Here is a 19,674-nt window from a genome sequence, read left to right as displayed (position 1 = left end):
TGTGGAGGGGCTACTCCGCTTCGCCCTCCAGATTGCCCTCCGTGTCCAGGTAGACCTGGCGGAGGGATTCGAGGATCTGCGGGTCCGGCTTCTCCCACATGCCGCGGGACTCGGCCTCCAGCAGGCGTTCCGCGATGCCGTGCAGGGCCCAGGGGTTGGCCGCTTCGAGGAAGGCGCGGTTCTCCGGGTCCAGCACGTACGTCTCGGTGAGCTTGTCGTACATCCAGTCCGCGACCACGCCCGTCGTGGCGTCGTAGCCGAAGAGGTAGTCGACGGTCGCCGCGAGCTCGAAGGCGCCCTTGTAGCCGTGGCGGCGCATCGCCTCGATCCACTTGGGGTTCACCACGCGGGCGCGGAAGACGCGCGAGGTCTCCTCGACCAGGGTGCGGGTCTTGACGGTCTCCGGGCGGGTGGAGTCGCCGATGTACGCCTCCGGGGCCGTACCGCGCAGGGCGCGGACCGTGGCCACCATGCCGCCGTGGTACTGGAAGTAGTCGTCCGAGTCCGCGATGTCGTGCTCGCGGGTGTCCGTGTTCTTCGCGGCCACCGTGATGCGCTTGTAGGCCGTTTCCATCTCGTCGCGGGCCGGACGGCCCTCCAGGCCCCGGCCGTACGCGTAGCCGCCCCAGACCGTGTAGACCTCCGCGAGGTCGGCGTCCGTACGCCAGTCGCGGGAGTCGATCAGCTGGAGGATGCCCGCGCCGTAGGTGCCGGGGCGGGAGCCGAAGATACGGGTCGTCGCGCGGCGCTCGTCGCCGTGGACGGCGAGGTCCGCCTGGGCGTGGGCCCGGACGAAGTTCTGGTCCGCCGGCTCGTCGAGGGACGCCGCCAGTCGGACCGCGTCGTCCAGGAGTCCGATGACGTGCGGGAACGCGTCGCGGAAGAAGCCCGAGATGCGCAGGGTGACGTCGATGCGGGGGCGGCCGAGCTCCGCGAGGGGGATGGCCTCCAGGCCGGTCACGCGGCGCGAGGCCTCGTCCCAGACCGGGCGGATGCCGAGCAGGGACATCGCCTCCGCCACGTCGTCGCCCGCGGTGCGCATCGCGCTCGTGCCCCACAGGGACAGGCCGACGGAAGCCGGCCACTCGCCGTTGTCCGTGCTGTAGCGGGTGAGGAGCGACTCCGCGAGGGCCTGGCCCGTCTCCCACGCCAGGCGGGAGGGGACGGCCTTGGGGTCCACCGAGTAGAAGTTGCGGCCGGTCGGGAGCACGTTGACCAGGCCGCGCAGCGGGGAGCCGGAGGGGCCGGCCGGGATGAACGAGCCGTCCAGGGCCGAGACCACGTGGGCGATCTCGTCCGTGGTGCCGGCCAGGCGGGGGACCACCTCGCGGGCCGCGAAGTCCAGGACGGCGGCGACGTCTGCCGAGTGGGCCGACGCCACGGAGGCCACGGCCGCCGGGTCCCAGTGCGCGTCCTCCATCGCCTGGACCAGCGCGCGGGCCTGCTCCTCGACGGCGTCCGCCGAGGTGCGGGTGGCCGCCGACTCGTCGAGACCGAGCGCCTCGCGCAGGCCCGGCAGGGCCGTCGTACCGCCCCAGATCTGGCGGGCGCGCAGGATGGCCAGGACCAGGTTGACGCGGGCCTCGCCGGCCGGGGCGCCGCCCAGGACGTGCAGGCCGTCGCGGATCTGGGCGTCCTTGACCTCGCACAGCCAGCCGTCGACGTGCAGCAGGAAGTCGTCGAAGCCGTCGTCGTCGGGGCGTTCGGCCAGACCCAGGTCGTGGTCGAGCTTCGCCGCCTGGATCAGGGTCCAGATCTGCGCCCGGATGGCCGGCAGCTTCGCCGGGTCCATCGCGGAGATCTGGGCGTACTCGTCCAGGTGCTGTTCCAGGCGGGCGATGTCGCCGTACGACTCGGCGCGCGCCATGGGCGGGACGAGGTGGTCGATGAGCGTGGCGTGCACGCGGCGCTTGGCCTGGGTGCCCTCGCCCGGGTCGTTGACCAGGAACGGGTAGATGAGGGGGAGGTCGCCGAGCGCCGCGTCGGGTGCGCAGGACGCGGAGAGGCCGGCGTTCTTGCCCGGGAGCCACTCGAGGTTGCCGTGCTTGCCCAGGTGGATCATCGCGTCGGCGCCGAAGCCGCCGTCCTCGGCGCGCGCCTGGATCCAGCGGTACGCGGCCAGGTAGTGGTGCGAGGGCGGCAGGTCCGGGTCGTGGTAGATCGCGATCGGGTTCTCGCCGAAGCCGCGCGGGGGCTGGATGAGGATGAGCAGGTTGCCGCGGCGCAGGGCGGCCAGGACGATGTCGCCCTCCGGGTTCGCGGACCGGTCGACGAACATCGAGCCGGGCGCCTCGCCCCAGTGCTCCTCGACGCTCGCGCGCAGGTCGGCGGGGAGTTCGGCGAACCAGCGCCGGTAGTCGGCCGCCGGGATGCGGACCGGGTTGCGGGCCAGCTGCTCCTCGGTGAGCCAGTCCTGGTCGTGGCCGCCGGCCTCGATCAGCGCGCGGATCAGCTCGTCGCCGTCACCCGAGACCAGGCCCGGGATCTCGGGCACGGGACCGAAGTCGTAGCCCTCGGCGATGAGGGTGCGCAGCAGCTCGACGGCGCTCGCGGGGGTGTCCAGGCCCACCGCGTTGCCGATGCGGGAGTGCTTGGTGGGGTACGCGGAGAGGACCAGGGCGATCTTCTTGTCGCGGCGCGCGATGTGGCGCAGGCGCGCGTGGCGTACGGCGATCCCCGCGACCCGGGCGGCCCGCTCGGGGTCGGCCACGTAGGCGGGCAGGCCGTCCTCGTCGAGCTCCTTGAAGGAGAACGGGACGGTGATCAGTCGGCCGTCGAACTCGGGTACGGCGACCTGGGTGGCGGCGTCGAGGGGGGACAGGCCCTCGTCGTTGTCCTCCCAGGCGGACCGGGAGCCGGTCAGGCACAGGGCCTGGAGGATCGGCACGCCGAGGGCGGCGAGGGCGCCGGCGTCCCAGGACTCGTCGTCACCGCCGGCGGACGCGGTGGCGGGGCGGGTGCCGCCGGCCGCGAGGACCGTGGTGACGACCGCGTCGACGCCGGTCAGCGCGGCGAGGAGCTCGGGCTCCGGGGTGCGCAGGGAGGAGACGTAGAGGGGGAGCGGCCGGGCGCCGTGGGCCTCGATGGCGTCGCACAGGGCGTGCACGAAGGCGGTGTTGCCGCTCATCTGGTGCGCGCGGTAGTAGAGCACGGCGACCTTGGGGGCGGCGGTCTGCGGGTCGGCGGCCTGCGGGTCGGCGGGCTGCGGGTCGGCGGCCTGCCGGGCGGTGCGCTCCAGGGGGCCCCAGGTGGGGGAGGCGGCGGGCGGCTCGAAGCCGTGGCCGGTGAGGAGGACCGTGTCGGAGAGGAAGCGGGCCAGCTGGTCGAGGTTGGCGGGGCCGCCGTGCGCGAGGTAGCCGTGGGCTTCGGCCGCGATGCCGATCGGCACCGTGGAGGCTTCCATCAGCTGGGCGTCCGGGGCCTGTTCGCCGGTCAGGACCACCACGGGGCGGGTCTGTCCGGGGGCGAGGAGGAGGTCGAGGCCCTCCTGCCAGGCGCGGAGGCCGCCGAGGAGGCGTACGACGACCAGGTCGACGCCGTCGAGGAGCCCGGGGAGGTCGTCGAGGGGAAGGCGGGAGGGGTTCGCGAAGCGGTAGGGGACGGGGCCGTCCGCCGTGGTCGCGGCGCGAGCGCTGAGCAGATCGGTGTCGGACGTCGACAGCAGCAGGATCATGCGGCGGCAGGCCTTCCTCGGGGTTTCCGCGCCCCGGGCAGTGAGGACAGCGGGAGTTCCTGACTCACCCCGGTCGCGGGTGTCGCTCCGCGGGGTTCACAGTGGCGGGACCGCGCCGGATTCGCACCGGGCTTCCTCCCATGTCGCCGTCCTCGGCGATGGCGGGCCGTGTGGCGCCGCCGGGGATCATCCTAGGGGGCCGGTGCCTTTGCCGGGAGGGTGGGGTGGTCGGGTTCTCGCTGGTACGCGCCCCGTTCCGTCCCCGGGGGTGGGGCGGGGTGTTCCGGTGCGGCGCCGTTGCGGGGGCTCTGCCCCCGGGCCCCCGCGCCTCAAACGCCGGCGGGGCTGCAATGGCCGGGCTGGAATGGTTGGGTCGGGCTGGAGTGGGCGGGTGGGTGGCAGGGGGTGGAGTTGGCTGGTCGGAGGGGGTGGGGTGGTGACGGACACAGGTCGGGGTGGGGGAATCGTGGGTATGCTCGCCGCCATGTCACAGCCCCCTGCCGCCGCGTCGCGGGACGAGCCCGTCATACGGGAGCGCGGTGACGCCTGTCCCGGTGCGCTGCGGCTGCACGCGGCCGACGACGGGTTCCTCGCGCGGGTCCGGATACCCGGTGGGGTGCTGACCGCGCACCAGGCCTCCCTGCTGGCGCTGGCCGCCGACCGGTTCGGGGACGGGCACCTGGAGCTCACCTCGCGGGGGAACGTGCAGCTGCGCGGCCTCGCCGAGGGATGCGGCGGCGGGCTCGCGGAGCTGCTGGACGCCGCCGGGCTGCTGCCCGCGCCCGGCCACGAGCGGGTGCGCAACATCGTGGCCACGCCGATGTCGGGCGACGGTCACCCGGAGCGGCCCGACGTGCTGCCCTGGGTCGCCGAGCTGGACCGGCTGCTCTGCGCGAACGCGCGGGTCACCGCCCTGTCCGGCCGGTTCCTGTTCGCCTTCGACGACGGGCGCGGGGACGTGGCCGCCCTGGAGCCGGACGTGACCGTGCTCGGCGGGGTGCCGCGGGGCCGGGCGCTGGTGCGGCTCGGGCCGGCCGCCGGCGCCGTCTCGGTGGCCGCGCAGGACGCCCCGCGGGCGGCGCTGCTCGCCGCCGAGTACTTCCTCGACGCCGCGGACGCGGCCGGCACCCGGGCCTGGCGGGTGCGCGAACTCCCCGCCGAACACGCCCTTGACGAAGCCGAGTTCGCCGCCCGCCTGGCCGCCGCCGGGATCGCCGCGGACCGGGTCCGCGCCGTGGACTGGCCCTACGCGCCGCCGCCGCGGCCGCAGTCCGGGGGCGCCGGCCCGCGCGGCACCCTGTGCGTCCTGCCCCCGCTGGGCCGGCTGAGCTCCGCACAGTGGCGGGTGCTCGTCCAGGTCGCCGACCGCGACCGCGGGCTGCGCGTCACCCCGTGGCGCAGCATCGTCCTTCCCGACGCTCCCCTGCGGCCGCCGTCCGGCGCCCCCGCGCGACTGGAGGGCGCCGGGCTGGTCGTGTCCCCCGACAGCCCCTGGCAGTCCGTCACCGCCTGTACGGGAAGGCCCGGTTGTGCGAAGTCCCTCGCCGACGTACGGGCCGACGCGCGGGCCGTCGTACAGCGGGCGCGCGGACCGCTGCCCGTGCACTGGTCCGGCTGCGAGCGCCGCTGCGGGCACCCGCGCGGGACGCAGTGGGTCGACGTGCTCGCCACGCACGACGGCTACCGGCTCTCCGTCCACGGGCAGGCCCTGCCGCACCGTACGGACCTGGCGGCGGCCCTCACCGCCGCACGCACCACCCCTTCGGATTCCGAAGAGTCCGAAGTTTCCGAAGACGCAGTGAAGAAATGAGCGAGTACACAGTGTTTGAGTACGAGAAGGACGGCGCCGCGATCTACCGCCAGTCCTTTGCCACGATCCGCGCCGAGGCGGACCTCTCCGGGCTGCCCGCCTCCGTCGCCCAGGTCGCGGTGCGCATGATTCACGCGTGCGGAATGACCGACCTGCCCAAGGACCTCGGGTACACGCCCGAGGTGGTGCTGCGGGCGCGCGCAGCGCTCACCGCCGGCGCGCCGATCCTGTGCGACGTGCAGATGGTCGCCAGCGGGGTCACCCGCAAGCGGCTGCCCGCCGACAACGACGTGATCTGCACCCTCTCCGATCCGGCCGTGCCCGAGCTCGCGGCGAAGATGGGGACCACGCGCAGCGCCGCCGCGCTCGAAGTCTGGCGTGACCGGGGCCTGTTGGAGGGATCCGTGATCGCCGTCGGCAATGCGCCGACCGCGCTGTTCCGGCTGCTCGAGATGATCGAGGAGGGCGCCCCGCGCCCGGCCGCCGTCATCGGCGTGCCCGTCGGCTTCATCGGTGCCGCCGAGTCCAAGGACGCCCTCGCGGCGCACCCCTCCGGGCTCGACCACCTGATCGTGCGCGGCCGCCGCGGGGGCAGCGCCATCGCCGCCGCCGCGGTCAACGCCATCGCGAGCGTGGCCGAATGAGCGGGACGCGGGCCAGGGGACGGCTGTACGGGGTCGGGCTGGGGCCCGGCGATCCGAATCTGATGACGCTGCGGGCCGTCGAGGTGATCGGCGAGGCGGACGTCGTCGCCTATCACAGCGCGCGGCACGGGCGGTCCATCGCCCGGTCCATCGCCGCGAAGCACCTGCGCGAGAGCCATGTCGAGGAGCCGCTGGTCTATCCGGTGACGACCGAGACCACCGACCACCCGGGCGGCTACCAGGGCGCGATGGAGGAGTTCTACGAATCCGCCGCCGCCCGGCTCGCCGCGCACCTCGACGCCGGCCGGACCGTCGCCGTGCTCGCGGAGGGCGATCCGCTCTTCTACAGCTCGTACATGCACATGCACAAGCGGCTCGCGCACCGGTACGAGACCGAGGTGATCCCCGGCGTCACCTCCGTCAGCGCGGCCGCCGCCCGCCTCGGCACCCCGCTCGTGGAGGGCGAGGAGGTGCTGACCATCCTCCCCGGCACCCTCCCGGAGGAGGAGCTCGCCGCCCGCCTGGCGGCCACCGACTCGGCGGTCGTGATGAAGCTCGGCCGGACCTTCCCCGCCGTGCGCGGGGCGATGGAGCGCAGCGGCCGGCTGGCCGAGGCCCGCTACGTCGAGCGCGCCACCATGGCCGGCGAGCGGACCGGCGTCCTGGCCGACACCGACCCGCAGTCCGTGCCGTACTTCGCCGTCGCCGTCGTGCCGAGCCGGATCGGCAACCCGGGCAGCGTGCCGTCCGGGCCCGGTGAGGTCGCCGTCGTCGGCACCGGCCCCGCCGGGCCGCTGTGGCTGACCCCCGAGACCCGGCGGGCGCTGGCCGACGCCGAGGTGCTCGTGGGGTACACCACCTACCTGGACCGGGTCCCGGTCAGGCCGGGCCAGATCCGGCACGGCTCCGACAACAAGGTGGAGTCCGAGCGCGCCGAGTTCGCCCTCGACCTCGCCCGGCGCGGACAGCGGGTGGCCGTGGTCTCCGGTGGCGACCCCGGCGTGTTCGCCATGGCCACGGCGGTCCTGGAGGTCGCCGCGCAGGCCGAGTACAAGGACGTGCCGGTACGGGTCCTGCCGGGGGTGACCGCGGCCAACGCGGCGGCCGCCGCGGCCGGTGCCCCGCTCGGCCACGACTACGCGACCATCTCCCTCTCGGACCGGCTCAAGCCGTGGGAGGTGATCGCGGAACGGCTGCGCGCGGCCGCCTCGGCCGACCTGGTCCTCGCCCTGTACAACCCCGGCTCGCGCAGCCGCACCTGGCAGGTGGCGCAGGCCCGCGAGCTGCTGCTGGAGCTGCGCGCGCCCGAGACCCCGGTGGTCGTGGCACGGGACGTGGGCGGTCCGGAGCAGTCGGTGCGGATCGTCACGCTCGCCGGACTGGAGCCGTCCGAGGTGGACATGCGCACGCTCCTGCTGATCGGCTCCTCGCAGACGCAGGTCACCGAGCGGGCCGACGGCTCCCGGATCACGTGGACGCCGCGCCGCTACCCGTGACCGGGGCCACGGGGCACCGGCACGCCTGAGCGGTCAGCCGTGCCGGCGCCCGTGACCCGTGCGCGGGAGCGGGACCCGGCCTACCGCAGCGGAGGCAGGGTCACCTTGGGGATCGAGGGGTCGTTCGGATCGAACGGCGTCGGCGTCCAGGGCTCGATCGGGGGCTTGGGCGGCGCCGGTGGCGGGGTGGGGCCCCGGTAGGGGTTCTGCGGCACCGCCGAGGTGCGCGGCGCGGCCGGCTTGGGCGGGCTGGAGGCCGGCCGCCGGGACTCCCCGCCCTTCGCGGGTTCGGGACTCGCGGCGCCCGACGGCGACGCCTGCGCGGGCGAGGGGGGCGCGGTGGAGGGCGTCGGCGCCGCGGACGGCTCGGCCGGGGCGGTGGTCGCCGGAACCGCGGCCGGCTTCCCGGCCGCGGCGCCGTCCGAGCACCCGCCGGCCGGCAGGCCGCCGACCAGCAGGGCCGTCACGGCCCCGGAGATTCTGCCGCCGGACCCCATGCCGGCCCCCGTCGCGCTTCGTACACCTGGACGATCAGTGCGCGTGATCGTAGCGCAGCGCGCGCAGGGCCCCGGCCACCGAACCCGCCTCCGCGACACCCTCCGGGACCGGCGGGCGGCGTACGACGAGGACCGGGATGCCGGCCTCGCGGGCGGCGGTGAGCTTCGGGGCGGTGGCCGCGCCTCCGCTGTCCTTGGTGACCAGGACGTCGATCCGGTGCCGGGCGAGCAGCTCCCGCTCGCCTTCGAGGGTGAAGGGGCCCCGGTCCAGCAGGACTTCGAGCCGCGCAGGCGCCGGGGCGGCCGGGGGGTCGACGGAGCGCACCAGGAACCAGGTGTCGGTGAGGTGCGCGAAGGCGTGCAGGCCCATCCGGCCGGTGGTCAGGAAGGCCCGGCCGCCGAGGCCCGGCAGCACGGCGGCCGCGTCGGCGAGGGAGTCCGCGAAGGTCCAGGCGTCGCCCGGCCCCGGGGTCCAGCCGGGGCGGCGCAGGGCCAGCAGCGGGACACCCGTGAGGGCCGCCGCCTCGGCCGCGTTGAAGCTCATGCGCTCCGCGAACGGGTGGGTGGCGTCGACCAGGTCGGTGACCCCGTGCGCGGTGATCCACCGGGCCAGGCCGGAGGGCCCGCCGAAGCCGCCGATCCGGGTCTCGCCCGGCGGCAGCACGGGCGCGGCGACCCGCCCGGCCAGGGAGGTCGTCACCCGGACCGCCTGCCCCGGCGGGCAGGCCGGGCCCCCGCGCCGGAGCTCTGCCCGGGCCTCGTCCCCGGCCTGCGCCTGCGCCTGCGCCGGTGCACCCGCCAAGGCCTCCGCGAGGCGGCGGGCCTCCGTCGTACCGCCCAGGATCAGGACGTGCCGGCCGGGCGCACGGCCCGGTTCAGGCGCACGGGCCGGTTCAGCAGACATGCCGGTCGCGTTCGGGCGAGTACAGGTGGCTGTCGCGGAACTGCTCGGCGCCGAGCGTGCGCCCCACCACGATGACCGCGGTGCGCACCAGCCCGTGCTCCTTGACCCGGGCCGCGATGTCGGCCAGGGTGCCGCGCAGGATCAGCTCGTCGGGGCGGCTGGCCATCGCCACCACCGCCACCGGGCACTCGGCCCCGTAGTGCGGCAGCAGTTCGTCCACGACCCGGTCCACGTAACGGGTCGCCAGGTGCAGCACCAGCAGCGCGCCGCTGCGGCCGAGCGTGGCCAGGTCCTCGCCGGGCGGCATCGGGGTGGCCTGCTGGGCGATGCGGGTGAGGATCACCGTCTGGCCGACGGTGGGGACGGTCAGCTCCCGCTTCAGTGCCGCGGCCGCGGCGGCGAAGGCCGGGACGCCCGGGACGACCTCGTAGGGGATGCCGGCCGCGTCGAGCCGCCGCATCTGCTCCGCGACCGCGCTGAAGATCGACGGGTCGCCGGAGTGGAGCCGCGCGACGTCCCGGCCCGCCTCGTGCGCCCGTACGCACTCGGCGATGATCTCGTCCAGGTTCAGCTGCGAGGTGTCGACCAGCCGCGCGTCCGGCGGGCACTCGGCCAGCAGTTCGCGCGGGACCAGGCTGCCCGCGTAGAGGCAGACGGGGGCGGCGGCCAGCGTCCGGGCACCGCGCACCGTGATCAGGTCGGCGGCGCCGGGGCCCGCGCCGATGAAGTACACGGTCATGCTTGATCCTTCTCGTTCGTCGACTTCGTCACCGACCACTGGGTGACCGGCATGGCCTGCCGCCAGCCCGTGAAACCGCCGACCGGCACCGCGTGCGCGACCGAGAGCTTCACCAGTTCGCCGCCGTGGCGCCGGTAGCGGTCGGTGAGGACCGCCTCCGACTCCAGGGTGACGGTGTTGACCACCAGCCGGCCGCCGGGGGCCAGCGCCGCCCAGGCGGCGTCCAGCAGTCCCGGCGCGGTCAGCCCGCCGCCGATGAACACCGCGTCGGGGGCGGGCAGTCCGTCGAGCGCGGCGGGTGCGGCGCCGACGACCACGCGCAGGCCGGGCACGCCGAGCGCCGCCGCGTTGCGGGTGATGCGGGCCGCCCGCTCCGGGACGCGCTCCACGGCGACCGCCCGGCACGAGGGGTGCGTGCGCATCCACTCGATGCCGATGGAACCGGAGCCCCCGCCGATGTCCCACAGCAGTTCGCCCGGGGCGGGGGCCAGCGCGCACAGGGTCGCGGCGCGCACGCGGCGCTTGGTGAGCTGCCCGTCGTGCTCGTACGCGGTGTCCGGCAGGCCGGGGGCCGCGCCGAGCCGGGGCGCCGGATGGGCGGGGTCGCGGCGGCAGTCCACGGCCACCACGTTCAGCGGGTCGCCCGGCGGGTGGTCCCAGCCGTCGGCGAGGCCCTCGTACGCGTCCTCGCGCTCGGAGCCGAGCTGCTCCAGCACCCGGATCCGGCTCGGGCCGAAGCCGCGCTCCCGCAGCACGGCGGCGATCTCGGCCGGGGACGCCGCGCCGGCGCTGAGCACCAGCACCCGGCGCCCCTCGTACAGCGCGGCCGCGAGCCGGGCCACCGGACGGCCGACGACCGTGACCACCTCGGTGTCCTCCACCGGCCAGCCGAGGCGGGCGCAGGCGTACGAGACGGAGGAGGGGTGCGGGTGGACGGCGAGGGCGTCCGGGCCCAGCTCCTGGGCGAGGGCGCGGCCGATCCCGTAGAACATCGGGTCGCCGCTGGCCAGCACCGCGATCCGGCGGCCCGCGTGCTCGGCCATCAGCTTCGGCACGGCGGGCCGCAGCGGGCTCGGCCACGCCACCCGCTCGCCGGGGCACGGGCCGGCCGGCAGCAGGTCCAGCTGGCGCGGCCCGCCGATCAGCACCTCGGCCGAGGACAGCGCGGACCGCGCGGCGGCGGTGAGTCCGGCCCAGCCGTCGGCGCCGAGGCCGACGACCGTGACGGGTACGGGGGGCGGTGCGGAGCTCACTGCGCGATACCTCGGAACGGGGACGGGGTGGGAGAGGGCACGGGAGGGGGAGAGGACGAGACGGAATCGGGAAGCGGAGGACGGGGCCGACCGCAGCCTACTGGCCTGCGCGGACGCCCGTCCGGACACCCCCTCCCCGGCCCGCTCGCCCGCCCCTTCCGCACCCCTCCCCGGCCCGCTCGCCCGCTTCCTTCCGCATCTCCTCTCCCACCCCGCCGCGGACCCGGCTACCCTCGGTAACCCAACCGTCCGCGAGGGAGCTGCCATGCCCGGCTGGAACGCCGCGAAGATCCCCGACCAGAGCGGCCGGACCGCGGTCGTGACCGGGGCCAACAGCGGGATCGGCTACGTCACCGCCCGGGAACTCGCACGGCGCGGGGCGAGCGTGGTGCTGGCCTGCCGCAGCGCCGCGCGGGGCAAGGCCGCCGAGATCCGGTTGCGCGCCGAAGTGCCGGGCGCCCAAGTGGAGTTCGCCGCGCTCGACCTCGCCGACCTGGCATCGGTACGGGAGTTCGCAAAGGCCTTCGGGGAGCGCCGCGCCGCGCTGGACCTGCTGGTCAACAACGCCGGCGTGATGGCCCTGCCCTACGGGCGGACGGCCGACGGGTTCGAGACGCAGCTCGGGGTCAACCACCTCGGACACTTCGCCCTGACCGGACTGCTGCTCCCGCGCCTGCGGGCCGCCGCCCCGGGGGCCCGGATCGTCAACGTGTCCAGCGGCTTCCACGCGCTGGCGGACGTGGACCTCGACGACCTGGCGTACGAGCGCGGCTACCGCCGCTGGTTCGCCTACGGCCGCTCCAAGACGGCCAACCTGCTCTTCACCCACGAGCTGTCCCGCCGGTTCGCCGCCGCCGGGTCCACGCTCGTCGCGGCCGCCGCCCACCCCGGCTACGCGTCCACCAACCTGCACGCCGGCGCGACGCGGGACGGCGGCACGCTCTTCGCGCGGGGGCTGGCCCTCGCCAACGACGTCATCGCGCAGCCCGCCGCCGGGGGCGCGCTGCCCACTCTGTACGCGGCCACCGCGCCCGGGGTCGGGCAGGACGCGTTCATCGGCCCGCGGTTCGGCTGGCGCGGTGCGCCCGCCGGCTCGTGGCGGGCGAAATGGACACTCGACGACAAGTCCGGCGAACGGCTGTGGGACGCCTCCGAGAGGCTCACAGGAGTCTCGTACGCATCCCTACCGCGCTGATCCGCCCGGGGCCGGAACGACGACGTGAGGGCCGCCGGCCGCGCCCACCGGGACCCCGCCCTCGGCTTCGGCCGCTTCACCGCCCGGATTGCGGGCACGTGAAGGTCACCTGGACGGTGCTGTGCCCGCAGCCGGCCCGGGACGGCACCCGCGCGCCCCCGCCCACGGCACCGGCGCGCCCCCGTCCGCCCCCGGGACGCCTCCGGGCGCCCCGGACGGGACCTGACCGCGGCGCCGGCGGGGCCGGACACTCGCTGCCATGGACGACACTCCGGACAACCACCCAGAATCCCCCCGCGACCACGCGGTGGTCCTCGGCGCGGGCCTGGCCGGGCTGCTGGCGGCGCGGGTGCTCGCGGAGCGGTTCGCCCGCGTGACCGTGGTGGAGCGGGACGAACTGCCCACCGAGGGACCGGCGTTCCGGCCCGGCATACCGCAGTCCCGGCACGTGCACGTGCTGTGGTCGCGGGGCGTGCAGGTGATCGAGGAACTGCTGCCCGGGATCACGGACAAACTGCTCGCGGGCGGGGCCGCACTGCTGGAGTCGCCGAAGGACTTCCTGTGGCTGAGCCCGGCGGACTGGTTCCGCCCGCTGCCCGGTGCGCGGATCCTGCTCGGCAGCCGGGAGCTGCTCGACTGGACGGTGCGCGGGGAGGTGCTGCGCGACCGGCGCGTGCGCATCCGGGACGGCTGCCCGGCCATCGGGCTCGTCGGCGGACCGGACGGCCGCTCGGTGACCGGGGTGCGGCTGCGCGGCGCCGACCCGCTGCGCGCGGCGTTCGTCGTCGACGCGACCGGACGCGGCTCCAAGACCCCCTCCTGGCTCGCCGCCCTCGGTCACCGCGCGCCGCGGACCACCCGGTACGACTCCCATCTGGGCTACTCCAGCCGGTACTTCACCATCCCGTCCGATCCCGCGCGGCGCTGGCACGGCCTGTACGTGCAGGGCCGGCCGGACAGCCCGCGCGGGGGCGTGCTGGTCCCGGTGGACGGTGAGCGCTGGCTCGCGACGCTCATCGGCAACGGCGAGCACGCCCCGCCCACCGGGGACGAGGAGTTCCTCGGGTTCGCCCGCAGCCTGCGCAGTCCGGCGCTGTACGACGCCCTGCGCGGGGCGGCGCCGCTCTCGTCGCCGACCGGCTTCCGGGGCACCGCCAACGAATGGCGGCACTACGAGCGCATCGCGGGAGCCCCGGCCGGCTTCGTGGTGCTCGGTGACGCGGCCTGCCGGTTCAACCCGGTGTACGGGCACGGGATGACGGTGGCCGCCCTGGCGGCGGACGCCCTGCGCAAGGAGATCCACAGCATGGACACCGCCGCCGTGCCCGCGGCCGCCGGGCGGATCCAGCGCCGGACGGCGGCGGCGGCCGAGGTGGCCTGGCAGATCGCCACCAGCGAGGACCTCAGGTACCCGGGGACGGAGGGCCCGCCGGCGGACCGCACCACCCGGGTCCTGCAGCGCTACATGTCACGGGTGATGGTGGGCGCCAATACCGACCCGGCCATCGCGGGACGGTTCTTCGGGGTCCTGTCGCTGTCCACCCCGCCGAACGCCCTGCTCGGCCCGTCCACGATGCTCCGCGTGCTGTCCAAGTGGCGCACCCCGACCGCCCCGCCGACCCCCGCCTACCCGGACCACCACGGCCCGCCGGAGAGCCGCGCCGCGGCCTAGTGCTCGGGGTCCGGCCGCATGGAGCGCCAGATGAGCTCCGGGAGGTGGCGGCCGGCCTCCGCCAGGTCGATCTCGTACGTGCTGGACAGCCAGCGGCGGGCCGCCTCGGTGAGCGGGCCCATCACCATCACCTCGATCACCGGGGCCGGCAGGGGGGCGATCTCGCCGCGCTCCATGCGCACCTTCAGCCACTGCATGATGGCGGCGAACTTCTCGGCCTTGGCCGCCCCGATCTCCTGCGCGTGGGCCGCGAGGTAGCCGGAGTAGGCCGAGGCGTGCAGGAACAGGGCGACGTCCCGGTGCTCCTGGGTGAAGCGCAGATAGGAGGCCACCCACGACCGGACACCGGTACGGGCGGTCCGGCAGCGGGTCAGAGCGGCGACCATGTCGTCGCACAGCTGGTCCATGCACCGGATGTACAGGGCGGCGGCCAGGCCGTCGAAATTGCCGAAGTGGTGGTAGAGGCTGCCCAGGCTCACCCCGCTGGCCGAGACGACCGCGTTCACCGTGAACCCCTGCTGGCCGGACTCGGCGAACACCCGCAGCGCGGTGGTCAGCAGCTGGTCGACGGTGGCCTCGCCGCGTTGTTGCTTAGGAGACATGTCGGTCCCGTCGGAGCGCTGGGGGTGACGGCCCGGCCGGCCGTGCCGGAGAGCCTAGCAAGACCGATAAATAGAAAGCTGTTCTAGAAAAGGGCTCCAGGGCGGGCTCCGGTGCCCGTCCGGGCCCCCTCCGGTCCCCTCCGATTGCCCGGCCCCCGGCTAGGAAGTCGTCGCGCGTTCGTACAGGGCGCGGGCGGCGTCGCCGAAGTAGCTGCTGTACGAGGTCTTGTCGTCACCGCCGCCGTCGCGGCCGCCGACCACCCCGATCAGCCGGTCCCCGTCGGTCAGCACCGGGCCGCCGCTGGTGCCGTTCGGGACGCCCGCGCAGTCGAACCGCAGCTGCGCGGGCCCGGCGGCGCGGGCGGTGCTGCGGCAGTCCAACGGCTGCTCGGAGGCGTTGGGGTAGCCCACGAGCCGCGCGGGAAGCGGGAGTTCGGGCCGGAAGGAGATCGTCTGGGCCCCGGTGAAGTCCTCCAGCCGCTGGCCCGGATAGCCGGGGCGGCGCAGCCGGATGAAGGCGATGTCGTGGTCGGGGTCCTCGTCCTCGGTCCAGCGCGGGTCCACGTCGATCCGGGTGGGCACCCAGATGCCGTACGGGGCCACGCCGTCCTGGTAGCCGGGGGCGAAGGCCAGGTTGGTGCGGAAGCCGAGGGAGTGGACGCAGTGGGCGGCGGTGACGATCAGGTCGCCCTGCGGTGAGTGGACCACCCCGGCCGAGCAGTGGTGGTCCGGGTCGCCGTCGGCGCCGGGGGAGAAGAGCGCCCCGATCGCGGCTTCGGCCGGCACGGGCCGCGCCTCCAGGGGGTCCGAGGGCTGCCACCCCCCGGAGCGCCAGTCCACCGGGACCCCGCCGTCGGCGAAGGCGTTGCCGTCCGTCGGCGCGACCGGGTCCTCGCGGGCGATCCCGTCCAGCACGGCGGCCGCCGTGCGGTCGGCACGCTCGGGGTCCTGCTGGTAGACGCCCCGCTCGGCGTCCCCGTCCGCGCGGGTGGCGATCACACCGCGCAGCTCCCACAGGTACCCCGCGCCCACGACGACGAGCGCGCCGAGGACGGCGACCAGCACGGTGACCCGTACGGCCCGCCCGTGCACCTTGCTGAACATCCGGTACTCCCACCCCGCAGACGCGTCCGACTCCTCGTTCGATGGGGAGATCCGAGGGTCGGGTTCCGCGATCAGGACGTGTCCGTTCTCACAGCGGCTCCCCGGCCGTCCGCACGTCACTCCCCGGCCTTCCATGCGTCATTCAACCCCCTTACGCTCCACGCGACTTGAGCCGCACTGGAGCGACAGGAGCCGAAGCATGAGACTGCGCAACCGGAGGGCGGGCGCGCTGGCCGCGGGTCTGGCGGCCGTCGCCCTCGTCCTGGGCACGGCCCCCGCGGGCGCGGCGGCCCCCGCCGACGGCCTGCCGTACGCGGGATCGACCGGGGTAGGCGTCCACAACGCCTACGAGAAGACCAAGTACCCCTACTTCGCGGACGCGCTCGACTCGGGCGCGGCCATGCTCGAGCTGGACGTGTGGACCAACTTCTTCGGCAGCTCGTGGCGGGTCGCGCACAACAACCCCTTCGGCAACGACAACAACTGCGAGAACGCCGCCACCCCCGCCCAGCTGCGCACCAAGGCCCGCAACCAGAACCTCGCGGGCTGCCTCTCCGACATCCGCAGCTGGCACGACGCCCACCCCGGCCACCGGCCCGTCATCCTCAAGCTGGAGCTCAAGGACGGCTTCGCCGCCAACCTCGGCCGCGGCCCGGCCGACCTCGACGCACTGCTCGCCGGCAAGCTCGGCGACGCCCTCTACCGGCCCGGCGAGCTCGCCGCGGGCCACCCCGACCTCGACACCGCCGCCCGCGCCGGAGCCTGGCCCGACCGCGCCGGGCTCGCCGGGAAGTTCATCGTGGAGCTGATCCCCGGCACCGTCGAGGAGGGCAACGGCTCCGACACCCTGTGGACCGACCGGGAGTACGCCACCCACCTGCGCACCCTCGCCGCGCAGGGCCGGCTCGGCCAGGCCGCCGCGTTCCCGGCCGTACACCGGGCCGAGGCCGGCGACCCGCGCGCCCGGTACGCCGACGCCTCCCTGCGCCCCTGGTTCGTGGTCTTCGACGGGGACGCGAGCGCCTACGCCGGCGGGTCCATCGACACCGGCTGGTACGACCGCAACCACTACCTGGTGATCGCCACCGACGCCCACCACGTCGCCCCGGCCATCGACTCCACCCGCCCCACCGAGGCACAGGCCCGCGAGCGCCTCGCACTCCTCGCCGGACACCACGCTTCCGTCGTCTCCGCCGACTGGTACCCGCTGCCCCGGGTCCTGGCGACGGTCGTACCGCGCGGCTGAGCTCCCCGGCGGCCGGGGACCCCGGCCGCCCGCGCGGTGCCCGGCACGATCCCAAAGAGACGCCTAGGGCCCCGGGTGCGAGGCCTCCAGCCGACGCGGCGGGAGCCGGTCCCCGGCGGCGAGGCCCGCCTCGATCTCGTCGAGCGCGCGGCGGGCGGTGGCGATCCGCTCCCGGACCTCGGCGTCCGGGAGGCCCGGCCCGCCCGGGCCGCCGCCCGGTCCCTTGGCCGGGCTCGGGGCCGGGTCCGGCCCCCGGTCGGCCTCCGCCTCGATCTCCCGCGCCTCGTCGAGGGAGTTCAGCACCACCCCGATCAGTACGTTCACCAGCACGAAGGAGGCGAGCAGCGCGTACGAGGCGTAGTAGAGGATGCTGAGCCGGGAGATCTGCAGCCCGGCCCGTACCGCGTCGGTGAGCCCGTCGAGCGTGGTCAGCAGGAACAGGGTGAGCATGGCGCGGCCCACGGAGCCGTAGTGCTGCGGATCGGACTCCGCGAAGCAGAGCCAGCCCACCATGGCGTACACGTACAGCACCAGCGCGCCGACGAACAGGAAGCTGGCGGTGCCCGGCAGGCTGCGGCCCACGGCGATCAGCAGGATCCGCAGGTGCGGCAGGAAGCGCGCGCTGCGCAGCACCCGGGCCAGCCGCAGCAGCCGCAGCAGGGTGGCGTTCTCGCGGACGAGGGGCAGGAACGCGGCGGCCACCACCGCGAGGTCGAAGAGGTTCCACGGGTCGCGGAAGAATGCTTTCGGCCGGTCGGCGTGGGCGCCCATCCGCAGCAGCATCTCCAGCGTGAACACCAGCAGGCAGACGTGCTCGGCGGCCTCCAGCACCTGCCGGTACTCCCGGGCCAGTCCGCTGTACGTCTCCACGCCCATCAGCGCCGCGTTGAGCAGGATCGTTCCGAAGACCGCCATGCCGAAGGCCGAGGCCTCCGTCACCAGCCGGCACCGGGCCGCCAGTTTCACGCGGCCGCGTCGGGCCGGCATCGGGACTCTCATCTTGCTCCTCGTACGCGTCTTCGCCGCAGGTCCGCGCCCGGCGGGGCGCGGTGGTCGTCCCTACTAACGCCACACACCCGATCGGGTTTCCGCCGCCCGCACAGGTCAAGGCGCCCGGTTCCCGGCGGCCGCAGGGCGCAGGGCCGGGGCCGGGAGGGCCAACGGCCGCGCCGGAGGCGGTCGGATAGATTGCGTGGCCGTGACAACCACCACCACGCCGCAGAGCGGCGGCCGCATATTCGATGCCCTGAACGCCCGCGCCGTCCGGACCACGGCCCAGCTGCGCGAGCTCTACGAGGAGCCCAGCGAGCTGGTCCGCCGCAAGGCGGTGGACCGGATCCACGACGCCGCGCGCGCCGTGATCGGCAGTTCCTCGCTGGTGTTCATCGCCAGCGCGGGCGCCGCCGGCCACTGCGACGTGACCCCCCGGGGCGGACCGGCCGGGTTCGTGTCCGTCCTGGACGAGTTCACCCTCGCCGTTCCCGACGCCACGGGCAACAAGCGGCTCGACAGCAGCCACAACATCGTGGAGACGGGCCGGGCCGGCCTGATCTTCGTCATCCCGGGCCGCGCCACCACCCTGCGCGTCAACGGCAGGGCCTGCGTCTGCGCCGACCCGGAACTGCTGGAGGGGCTGACCGCCGTCGGCAAGCCGCCGCGCACCGCGATCGTGGTGGAGGTGGAGGAGGTCTACCAGCACTGCCCGAAGGCGTTGCTGCGCGGCGGCGCCTGGAAGCCCGAGCAGTGGCTCGCCGAGGACGCCGTGCCCAGCTCCGCCGAGGTCACCCGCTCCCACCTGGGCCTGCCGGAGGCGGCCGTCGAGCAGATCCGCCGCAGCGAGCGGGAGTCCCTGCTGTACCGCTACGAGTGAGCGCCAAGTCCGCCTGGTGAACACTCGGTTGATCCCCCCGAGGAGCGAGCCCCCGGCACATATGCTCCGTCCGTACGCGCGTGCATACGAACACCTCGCGAACGTTAGGGGACCGCTCCGTGAGTGTCCGCATCCAGCCCTCCTCCCAGGTCGACGAGACGGCCGAGCTCGGCGAGGGGACCACGATCTGGGATCTGGCGCAGGTACGGGAGGACGCCCGGCTCGGCCGCGGCTGCATCGTCGGCCGGGGCGCGTACGTCGGGCCGGGCGTGCGCATCGGGGACCACGTGAAACTGCAGAACTACGCGCTGGTCTACGAGCCCGCGGTGCTGGGCGACGGGGTGTTCATCGGCCCGGCGGCGGTGCTGACCAACGACTTCTACCCCCGCGCGGTCGATCCCGACGGCCGGCAGAAGCGCGGCGGGGACTGGGAGGCCGCCGGGGTGGTGGTCGCCGAGGGGGCCTCGCTGGGCGCCCGCTCGGTGTGCGTGGCCGGGGTGCGCGTCGGGCGCTGGGCGCTGGTCGCGGCCGGGGCCGTGGTGTCCCGGGACGTACCCGACTTCGCGCTCGTCGCGGGGGTGCCGGCGCGCCGGATCGGCTGGGTGGGCCGGGCCGGGGTCCGGCTCGTGGAGCGGGAGGGCGAGCCCGGCGTCTGGGAGTGCCCGCGCACCGGCGCGCTGCACGAGGAGAAGGACGGCGCGCTGATCGAGCGCACTTGACGGAATGTCGGCAATTTAGGGAACCGGCATTTCCTCAAAACCACAATCAACGAACATCCGTGGGCATACCGTGTCCCTGCACAAGGGATCTGAGCAGGCAACAGGCCTGTCTCAGTGGGGGGTTGTACACGACGAGGGCACCGCGGGCAGAGCCGTGCGGCGCGGCTCCACCGCGCCCGCGCATGCTGCCGTCGTACGCGCGTGCTCCGGTCCGAGGCATCGCTGGGGGGTCCAGTCGGCGTCCGTCGGA

16 protein-coding genes and 1 riboswitch are annotated in these 19,674 nt (G+C 75.0%); of the genes, 8 read left to right on the top strand and 8 right to left on the bottom strand.

From position 1 onward, the window contains the following. Positions 1-10 precede the first annotated feature (10 nt). A complete protein-coding gene (gene cobN, locus AB0D66_RS16750) occupies positions 11-3,673 on the bottom strand; it encodes a cobaltochelatase subunit CobN (RefSeq protein WP_362303085.1) in 3,663 nt (1,220 codons plus the stop codon). A 53-nt stretch (positions 3,674-3,726) separates the two neighbouring features. After that, positions 3,727-3,811, bottom strand: a riboswitch (cobalamin riboswitch). 346 nt (positions 3,812-4,157) lie between these two features. Between cobN and cobG the strand changes: the two genes are divergently transcribed. Genes cobG through AB0D66_RS16735 form a run of 3 tightly spaced genes read left to right on the top strand, consistent with a single transcriptional unit; the run spans position 4,158 to position 7,623 of the window. Beyond that, positions 4,158-5,483 (top strand): precorrin-3B synthase, encoded by a 1,326-nt coding sequence (cobG, locus tag AB0D66_RS16745; RefSeq protein WP_362303082.1) that lies wholly within the window; start codon positions 4,158-4,160, stop codon positions 5,481-5,483. After that, positions 5,480-6,127 carry a precorrin-8X methylmutase gene (locus tag AB0D66_RS16740; protein WP_362303079.1) on the top strand — a complete coding sequence of 216 codons (648 nt, stop codon included), beginning with the start codon at positions 5,480-5,482 and terminating at the stop codon, positions 6,125-6,127. The genes cobG and AB0D66_RS16740 overlap by 4 nt, the downstream gene beginning before the upstream one ends. Continuing rightward, the gene (locus AB0D66_RS16735; RefSeq protein WP_362303077.1) at positions 6,124-7,623 is read left to right on the top strand and encodes a precorrin-2 C(20)-methyltransferase; all 1,500 of its coding nucleotides are present in this window, start codon (positions 6,124-6,126) and stop codon (positions 7,621-7,623) included. The genes AB0D66_RS16740 and AB0D66_RS16735 overlap by 4 nt, the downstream gene beginning before the upstream one ends. 80 nt (positions 7,624-7,703) lie before the next feature. On the opposite strand, the gene AB0D66_RS16730 is transcribed toward AB0D66_RS16735, so the two are convergent. The 4 genes from AB0D66_RS16730 to cbiE form a co-directional block, all read right to left on the bottom strand. Continuing rightward, a complete protein-coding gene (locus AB0D66_RS16730) occupies positions 7,704-8,090 on the bottom strand; it encodes a hypothetical protein (protein WP_362303074.1) in 387 nt (128 codons plus the stop codon). Between the two features lie 64 nt (positions 8,091-8,154). Further along, a complete protein-coding gene (locus AB0D66_RS16725) occupies positions 8,155-9,024 on the bottom strand; it encodes a cobalt-precorrin-6A reductase (protein ID WP_362303071.1) in 870 nt (289 codons plus the stop codon). Next, entirely contained in the window at positions 9,014-9,763 is a 750-nt protein-coding gene (cobM, locus tag AB0D66_RS16720; protein WP_362303068.1) for a precorrin-4 C(11)-methyltransferase, read from the bottom strand. The genes AB0D66_RS16725 and cobM overlap by 11 nt, the downstream gene beginning before the upstream one ends. Then, positions 9,760-11,016: a precorrin-6y C5,15-methyltransferase (decarboxylating) subunit CbiE gene (cbiE, locus tag AB0D66_RS16715; RefSeq protein ID WP_362303066.1), complete on the bottom strand. Its 1,257-nt coding sequence runs from the start codon at positions 11,014-11,016 to the stop codon at positions 9,760-9,762. The genes cobM and cbiE overlap by 4 nt, the downstream gene beginning before the upstream one ends. A gap of 265 nt (positions 11,017-11,281) precedes the next feature. On the opposite strand from cbiE, the gene AB0D66_RS16710 reads away from it, so the two are divergent. Both AB0D66_RS16710 and AB0D66_RS16705 read left to right on the top strand, forming a co-directional pair. Next, positions 11,282-12,211, top strand: coding sequence for an oxidoreductase (locus AB0D66_RS16710; RefSeq protein WP_362303063.1), 930 nt, complete (start codon positions 11,282-11,284; stop codon positions 12,209-12,211). 259 nt (positions 12,212-12,470) lie between these two features. Beyond that, positions 12,471-13,883 (top strand): FAD-dependent monooxygenase, encoded by a 1,413-nt coding sequence (locus AB0D66_RS16705; protein ID WP_362303061.1) that lies wholly within the window; start codon positions 12,471-12,473, stop codon positions 13,881-13,883. Here AB0D66_RS16705 and AB0D66_RS16700 read toward each other — a convergent pair. Further along, entirely contained in the window at positions 13,880-14,485 is a 606-nt protein-coding gene (locus AB0D66_RS16700) for a TetR/AcrR family transcriptional regulator (RefSeq protein ID WP_362303058.1), read from the bottom strand. The genes AB0D66_RS16705 and AB0D66_RS16700 overlap by 4 nt on opposite strands. Before the next feature lie 159 nt (positions 14,486-14,644). Beyond that, positions 14,645-15,589: a serine protease gene (locus AB0D66_RS16695; RefSeq protein ID WP_362303055.1), complete on the bottom strand. Its 945-nt coding sequence runs from the start codon at positions 15,587-15,589 to the stop codon at positions 14,645-14,647. Between the two features lie 199 nt (positions 15,590-15,788). Here AB0D66_RS16695 and AB0D66_RS16690 point away from each other — a divergent pair, with 199 nt between their 5' ends. Then, complete coding sequence (locus tag AB0D66_RS16690) at positions 15,789-16,835, top strand: phosphatidylinositol-specific phospholipase C domain-containing protein (protein ID WP_362303052.1); 1,047 nt, start codon at positions 15,789-15,791, stop codon at positions 16,833-16,835. Positions 16,836-16,898: 63 nt separating this feature from the next. Here AB0D66_RS16690 and AB0D66_RS16685 read toward each other — a convergent pair whose 3' ends face one another. After that, entirely contained in the window at positions 16,899-17,822 is a 924-nt protein-coding gene (locus AB0D66_RS16685; RefSeq protein ID WP_362303049.1) for an ion transporter, read from the bottom strand. A gap of 211 nt (positions 17,823-18,033) precedes the next feature. On the opposite strand from AB0D66_RS16685, the gene AB0D66_RS16680 reads away from it, so the two are divergent. After that, on the top strand, positions 18,034-18,705 hold the full coding sequence (locus AB0D66_RS16680) for an MSMEG_1061 family FMN-dependent PPOX-type flavoprotein (protein ID WP_362303046.1): 672 nt from the start codon (positions 18,034-18,036) through the stop codon (positions 18,703-18,705). A gap of 119 nt (positions 18,706-18,824) precedes the next feature. Beyond that, complete coding sequence (locus tag AB0D66_RS16675) at positions 18,825-19,424, top strand: acyltransferase (protein WP_362303043.1); 600 nt, start codon at positions 18,825-18,827, stop codon at positions 19,422-19,424. Positions 19,425-19,674: the final 250 nt, after the last annotated feature.

The organism is Streptomyces sp. NPDC048270 (assembly GCF_040652335.1).
GTDB lineage: Bacteria > Actinomycetota > Actinomycetes > Streptomycetales > Streptomycetaceae > Streptomyces.
Note: the sequence above shows the minus strand (reverse complement) of the source record. Positions and strands in the feature narration are given on the sequence as shown.